Annotated in this window: 6 protein-coding genes; all 6 read right to left on the bottom strand. The window is 63.4% G+C overall.

Annotated features, from left to right (window positions below; translation table 11 throughout):
• On the bottom strand, positions 1–985 hold a 985-nt coding region (locus tag EN884_RS20665), incomplete at its 3' end, for a hypothetical protein (RefSeq protein WP_128360713.1).
• 152 nt (positions 986–1,137) lie between these two features.
• Positions 1,138–2,412: a glycosyltransferase gene (locus EN884_RS20655; RefSeq protein WP_063169497.1), complete on the bottom strand. Its 1,275-nt coding sequence runs from the start codon at positions 2,410–2,412 to the stop codon at positions 1,138–1,140.
• Positions 2,413–2,425: 13 nt separating this feature from the next.
• Positions 2,426–3,499, bottom strand: a complete 1,074-nt coding sequence (locus tag EN884_RS20650) for an ABC transporter ATP-binding protein (RefSeq protein ID WP_024504743.1) — start codon at positions 3,497–3,499, stop codon at positions 2,426–2,428.
• A complete protein-coding gene (locus EN884_RS20645) occupies positions 3,496–4,290 on the bottom strand; it encodes an ABC transporter permease (RefSeq protein ID WP_063169496.1) in 795 nt (264 codons plus the stop codon). The genes EN884_RS20650 and EN884_RS20645 overlap by 4 nt, the downstream gene beginning before the upstream one ends.
• Positions 4,283–5,125, bottom strand: coding sequence for an ABC transporter permease (locus EN884_RS20640; RefSeq protein WP_027163033.1), 843 nt, complete (start codon positions 5,123–5,125; stop codon positions 4,283–4,285). Before EN884_RS20640 ends, EN884_RS20645 begins: the two co-directional genes overlap by 8 nt.
• Positions 5,126–5,228: 103 nt before the next feature.
• The gene (locus tag EN884_RS20635; protein WP_063169495.1) at positions 5,229–6,293 is read right to left on the bottom strand and encodes a spermidine/putrescine ABC transporter substrate-binding protein; all 1,065 of its coding nucleotides are present in this window, start codon (positions 6,291–6,293) and stop codon (positions 5,229–5,231) included.
• Positions 6,294–6,537 lie beyond the last annotated feature (244 nt).

Below are 6,537 nucleotides of genomic sequence, written 5' to 3'. Positions count from 1 at the left end.
GGAACACCGCCGCCAGCAGCGCGAATGTCAGGATCAGCCCGAAAGTGCCGCTGCCGATCAGCGCCGTGCGGCCGGGAAATTCGAGCGGGTTGATGCCGAACAGGCCGAGCCAGAAGAAGGTTTTCGACAGGCCGTCGAAGGACACCGACGACAGGGCGAGCAGCAGGAAAGCCATGCCGCTGGCCGGCAAGGGCTCCGCGGCCAGCAGCTTGGCGCCCGGCCAGCACAGGGCAAGCCGGCCATGTTCGTTCCGTACCACAATTGCGAAACGCGCCACCATGGAGAAGAAGACCGTCAGGAATTCGCCGCTGCGGCTCCAGCCGCGATAGCCGAACGCCAGTATGGCGAGGAAAGAGAATAGCCAGTAGAGGCCGGCGGCCACGGCCAGACGCGCCGGATCGTCGGGCGCCGGATCGATGAGTTCGAACCAGGCAAAGGCGAAGAACAAGATGGCCGCAGGCCAGCAGCCGACCCATCGGGGCAGGCGCCATGTCCCGGTCCCGAACAGGCGCGAGGCGATACGCCATGGTCCATACCAGGGGTTCAGCCATGACCAGAGATCGCCGAAGAGGCCTTGCAACAGCGTGACGCCGGCCCACAAAAGGGTCCAGATCACCAAAGGCAGCGGGTTTGAAAGCGGGTCGTGGCTGCCGAAAAGGCCGGCGGCGATGAGAATTGCAAAGCCGGCAAAGGATATCAGGCTGATGGCGGCGCGGGCGCTGTCGCCGAAGGTGAACAGCGGCAGGCGTCGGCGCCAGAAGCGGGCAAGCGAAGCCGCCGGCAGCAGCGCCAGGACGAGGAAGCTGACGGCCACGGCGAAGGCGCCTCCGACCAGATAGTAGCCGGTCGGCAACAGCAGGACGTGGCCCCGGTCGGAGGCGTGGGCGAAGGCTGGGGTGGGGAGGAGGGCAAACAGCGCCGCAGATAATAACGCCAACAGCTGATGGCAGTGCTCTACGAGGCCCCCCTCTGTCCTGCCGGACATCTCCCCCTCAAGGGGGGAGATTGGCAACTTTGGCTTCTGTGTCTCTTCTTCAGCGTTGAAAATTGGCGAAAGCCGCCGCGAAATCCAATCTCCCCCCTTGAGGGGGAGATGGCCGGCAGGCCAGAGGGGGGCGCCTGGGCTCCGCATCTCAATCACAGCAGCGTCTCCAACAACCCGGCCGCTTTCTCCGGCCCATTCTGCGCGTGCATCTGCGCCGATGTCTTCGCCAGCTTGGCTTTCATCGCCGGGTCGGTCAGGCAGGTCTCGATCTTGGCAACCAGCTCGGCATCGGTCCAGTCGTAGCGCGGCATGCCGAAGCCGTGGCCGGTTTCCTCGACGCGGGTGGCGTTGTCGTGGCCATCCCAGACATAGGGCATGATGATGGCCGGTTTGCCGAAATAGAGGCACTCGGTGAACGAGTTGTTGCCGCCATGGTGGATGACGGCATCGACCTGCGGGATCACCGAGGGCTGCGGAAACCAGCTGTCGACAATGACGTTACCGGGCACGTCCGTGTACTGGTCCTTGTAGCCGCCGACATTGACCAGAGCCCTGTAGCGCGTCTTGCCCAATGTCGCGATGATGCGCTTCAGCAGATCGACATCGCCGGCGCCCAGGCTGCCGAAGGAGACGTAGAGCAGCGGCCCGTCATTGTTCCTGGAGAAGGTCGGCACCGTGTACGGCTTTTCGTGCCGCACGCAGCCTTCGAGGTACTGGAATTTTGCCGGGTCGAGCGGATGGCGGCGCTTGAATTTTGCCGCTTCGGGGTAGAGCAGCAGGTTCAAATAGGGCGAGGCTTCGAAGAACTGGCCGATCGGATAGGGCGCCTCGTGGTTGGCGGTGAGAAAGCCGTTGAAGTCGTCATGGATCGGCTTGATCACCGCATTGAAGTGGTCGCGGTAGCGCTGGTGGCCGGCATGGTCGTTCTCGCCGCAGCCGGAGAGATGGGGCGGGATGTCCTCGTCCTCGATCTCGTTTTCCGAGCAGGAGATGACGCGCACCCACGGCTTGCCGTACTGCTTGATGGCCGGGAACAGGATGACGTTGTCGACGCAGATCACATCCGGCTTGATGGCTGAGAGAACGCGCGGCAGATCCTTCTGCGCCCATTTGGCGCTGTCGACGATCGCCGTCCAGCAATCCTTGACGTAGTTGTCGACCTGGTCGTAGGGCGATTTGCGGAAGTTCGGGATATGGCCGTTGATGAAATCCTCCCAGAATTTCGCCATCTGCTCGGGCGGCATCGGCTCCGACAGGTTCACCGGATGCGCCTCGAAGCCGTAGCCCTTGTAGACATCGACGAAGCCGGGGTCGGACAGGAACACCGCCTTGTGGCCGCGCGCTTCGACTGCCTGGGCGATACCGACGGAATTGAGCGCCGGGCCGTAGGCGGCTTCTGGAAAAAACGCGATCGTCTTCTGCGCCATCAGGCTTCTCCTGTCATTCTGCGAAAATTCTGACATCGGCGGCATCCCAGCCGAGTTCGACCTGGTCGCCCGACGAGACCGGCCGGCGGTCGGCGGCATCTGCGGTGACGCGCACCAGGAACGGCTTTGGCGACAGGGGCGTGCGGACATGCAGCTGCAGGTCCAGCCCCTGATAGGCCAGCGCCTCGACCGTGCCGGTGATGCGGTTGGCGGTTTCCGCCGATGGGAATAGCCGGATGCGCTCAGGGCGCACCGAAGCGACAGCGGATGCGCCGGGCGAGAGCGTTGCCGGAACCTTGCCTGATATGCGTGCGCCATTCGTGGCTACAACGCCATCGACGGCGGCTTGGCCCGGCACGAAATTCATCACGCCGATGAAGTCGGCGACGAAGCGATCGGCGGGGTGTTCGTAGATCGCGTGCGGCGTGTCGCATTGCAGCAATCTGCCGTCTTTCAGCACCGCCATGCGGTCGGCCATGACGAGCGATTCCTCCTGGTCATGGGTGACGATGACGAAGGTGATGCCGACCTCGTGCTGCAGGCGCTTCAATTCCAGCTGCATGGCGCCGCGCAGCTTCTTGTCGAGCGCGCCGAGCGGCTCGTCGAGCAGCAGCAGGCGAGGCCGCTTGACCAGCGCGCGGGCAAGCGCGACGCGCTGCTTCTGGCCGCCCGACAATTGCTCCGGCTTGCGGTCGGCGAAGGGGACGAGCTCGGTCGTCGCCAGGATGGCATCGACGCGGGAGCGGATTTCAGCTGTTGGCAAACGTTCCATCTCCAGGCCGTAGGAGACATTGGCGCGAACGCTCATATGCGGAAACAGCGCATAGGATTGGAACATCAGATTGACCGGCCGCTTGTTGGGCGGGGTTTTGGCGATGTCACGTCCGTCGAGCAGGATGCGCCCGTCATTGGGCGTCTCGAAACCGGCCAGCATGCGCAAGAGCGTGGTCTTGCCGCAGCCGGACGGGCCGAGCAAAGCGAAGAACTCGTTCTCGCGGATGTCGAGCGAGATGCCGTCGACGGCCATCACCCTGCCGAAATTCTTCGACACATGATCGATGGCCAGCAGAGTGCGGGGTTCGCTCATTGGCCGATGATCCCACGGTTGAGCCGCTGCGACAGGGTCAGCGCGGTGATCGAGACCGCCATGACGATGGTCGCCAGCGCGTTGATCTCCGGCGTGATGCCGAAGCGGATCATGGCGTAGATCTGCATCGGCAGCGTCGTCGAGGCGCGGCCGGCGCCAGCGGTGAAGAAGGCGATGATGAACTCGTCGACCGAGAGCGTGAAGGCGAGCAGCGCCCCTGCAATCACCGCCGGCGCGATGACCGGCAATGTCACCCGCCGGAAGGTGGTGAGCGCGGAGGCGCCGAGATCGGCGGAGGCCTCGACGATCGACCAGTCGAAACTCTTCAGCCGCGCGCGCACCACCGAGCAGACGAAGGCGAGGTTGAAGACGACATGGGCGAGGATGATGGTGTGCAGGCCCATGGTTAGATTGAGCATGGAGAAGAACGAGAGCAGCGCGATCGCCAGCACGATGTCGGGAATGATCATCGGTGCGAAAATCAGCGCTTCGAGGGCCTTGCCGTATTGCCGGCGCATCTCGATGCCGATCGCCAGCAGCGTGCCGAGCAGAGTGGCGATCGCGGTCGAGACCAGCGCCACGATCAGCGTGTTGAGGGCCGCGGACAGGATCGCCGAATTCGAGGCCAGCGAGACATACCATTTCAGGGAGAATCCCGACCATGCCGTCGGCAACCCGCCTTCGTTGAAGGACAGCGCCACCAGCACGGCGATCGGGATGTAGAGGAAAGCGAAGACCAGGCTGAGCACGAGCCAGAGCGTGCGCCGCGTGGCAGGGGAGCGCTCAGCCATCGGTGTCTCCGCCGGCTTGCGTGACGTGACCCGAGGCGCGATTGGCGGCCAGCGCTTGCGCCATCAGTACCAGAAGCATGATGGCAATCAGCGCCATCGCCAGTGCCGCCCCGAAAGGCCAGTCGTTGGCGGTCAGGAACTGGTCGTAGACGAGGTTGCCGATCATCTGGAAGCGGCCGCCGCCGAGCAGCGCGGGCGTGACGAAATTACCGATCGACAGCACGAAGACGAAGACCGCGCCGGCGGCGATGCCCGGTACGGTCAGCGGCAGGATGACACGACGGAACGTGGTGGCTGCCGAAGCGCCGAGATCACGCGAGGCCTCGGCGAGTTCCGGGTTGAGTCGCGACAGCGGCGCGTAGCAGGCGAGAATGACGAAGGGCAGGTAGTTATAGACCAGGCCGGCGATGACGGCGCCTTCGGTGTAGAGCATCGACGGCGGCTCGCCGGTGTAGCCGAACCAGCGCAGCAGCTGGGTAATCAGGCCTTCGCGGTTGAGCAGCACGATCCAGGCATAGGTGCGGATCAGATAGTTGGACCAGAACGGCAGCACGGCGAAGAACAGGAACACTGGCTGCCACCGGCGCGGTGCCGCCGATATCGCGTAGGCGGCAGCATAGCCGATCACCACCGCGATCAGGGTCGCGGTGCCGGCGATGCGCGCCGAATTGAGGAAGATGCCGGCATAGAGCGGGTCGAAGACCAGGCCGAAATTCTCCAGCGTGAAGGTGTATTCGATGCCGCCATAGATGCCACGCCGGAAGAAGGCGAGCGCCAGTACCAGCGCGCACGGCACCACCATCAAGGCCGCGAGCCAGGCCAGCGCCGGGGCCATCAGCAAGGAGGAACGAAGTCTGGTTGAGGACACGATTGGGTACCGCATTCAGCGGCCGACGGCGGAAACCCGCCGTCGGCCGTGGTCTCTGATGTGCCGCCGCTTACTGCGCAGCCTTGATCTCGCTGACGATCTTCGAATAGTCGCGCTGGGCGTCGCCGACGTCACGCAACTGCTCGAATTTGACGAGATCGGCCACCGGCATCGCCATGTTGGGGAATTTTGCCAGAAAATCGGCCGGCAGGCTCTCCATGGCCGGCTTGTTCGGCACCTTGTAGTCGATGTTCTGCGCCGCCCAGGCGTGGTTCTTGGCGTCGAGCATGAAGTTGATGAACTGGAAGGCGGCGTCCTTGTTGGCGGAGGCCTTCATCACCACCATCGTGTCGACCCAGAGGTCCGAACCTTCCTTGGGAATGACGTATTTGATCTCCGGCTTTTCGGCGATGCCGTAATTGCACCAGCCGTCCCAGGCCTGCACCATCAGTGCCTCGCCGGACACCAGCTTGGAATAGAAGGTGGTGTCGTCATAGGCGAGCAGGGTCTTCTTGGCCGAGATCAGCAGATCCTTGACCTCGGCCATCTTGGCCGGGTCGGTTTCGTTGACCGAATAGCCCTTGTCGAGCTGGCCGGCGGCCAGCAGCCAGCGGTCGGTCGCCAGCATGGTGGTCTTGCCCTTCAATTCGTCGGAGGGCGCGAGCAGGTCGCTCCAGCTGGCCGGTGCGACCTTCATCAGATCCGAGCGATAGCAGAGGCCGGTGGTGCCCCAGGTGTAGGGCACCGAGAAGGCATTGCCGACATCGTGCGGCAGCTTGGCTGCTTCCGGATAGAGGTTGGCGAGGTTGGGGATCTTGGCGTGGTCGATCGGCTCGGTCAGGCCGAGCTTGTTCAGCACCTCGGCGAAGGGTGAGGAGACAAAGACCACGTCATAGCCCTTGCCGCCGGCGGCGATCAGCTTGCCCATGATCTCTTCATTGGTGGCATGCACCACCACTTCGCCCGAAACGCCGGTTGCGGTCTTGAAGGCGGCCATGGCGTCGGGTGCCATGTAGCCGTCCCAGTTGGAAATGACGAGGTCGGCAGCCGTCGCCGGCGCGGACAGCGCCAAGGCCAGGCCAAGTGCGATCGAAGATGTTTTCAGCGCACGGCGCCGCAGGCTGGTAGCGGTCATGACAGACTCCCATTCGGTTGATCGTCGAATTTCATTCGCCGGACCAACGCTTGCGACCCTTGCCGCTGCCTCGATCCTGTTCCCTCGGTCTTTTTCTCGCCGATTGTGCTGACAGTACTATTGCAGAAAAAAGTACGTCAATCCATAATTTGTCAAACGACCGAGGAAACTGGCCGATTGCGTCCGTTCGGGCGATCGGTCAAATCAATGCGGTCATCTCGTTTTCCGCTGGACCAGCCATGCA

It is taken from the genome of Mesorhizobium sp. M7A.F.Ca.AU.001.01.1.1 (assembly GCF_004022735.1).
Classification (GTDB): Bacteria; Pseudomonadota; Alphaproteobacteria; order Rhizobiales; family Rhizobiaceae; genus Mesorhizobium; species Mesorhizobium ciceri.
Note: the sequence above shows the minus strand (reverse complement) of the source record. Positions and strands in the feature narration are given on the sequence as shown.

Excerpts from the sequence above, each read along its gene's own strand:
- EN884_RS20655 (WP_063169497.1), bottom strand. The coding sequence starts at position 2,412 with ATGGCGCAGAAGACGATCGCGTTTTTTCCAGAAGCCGCCTACGGCCCG.
- EN884_RS20640 (WP_027163033.1), bottom strand. The coding sequence starts at position 5,125 with ATGGCCCCGGCGCTGGCCTGGCTCGCGGCCTTGATGGTGGTGCCGTGC.
- EN884_RS20635 (WP_063169495.1), bottom strand. The coding sequence starts at position 6,293 with ATGACCGCTACCAGCCTGCGGCGCCGTGCGCTGAAAACATCTTCGATC.
- EN884_RS20645 (WP_063169496.1), bottom strand. The coding sequence starts at position 4,290 with ATGGCTGAGCGCTCCCCTGCCACGCGGCGCACGCTCTGGCTCGTGCTC.
- EN884_RS20650 (WP_024504743.1), bottom strand. The coding sequence starts at position 3,499 with ATGAGCGAACCCCGCACTCTGCTGGCCATCGATCATGTGTCGAAGAAT.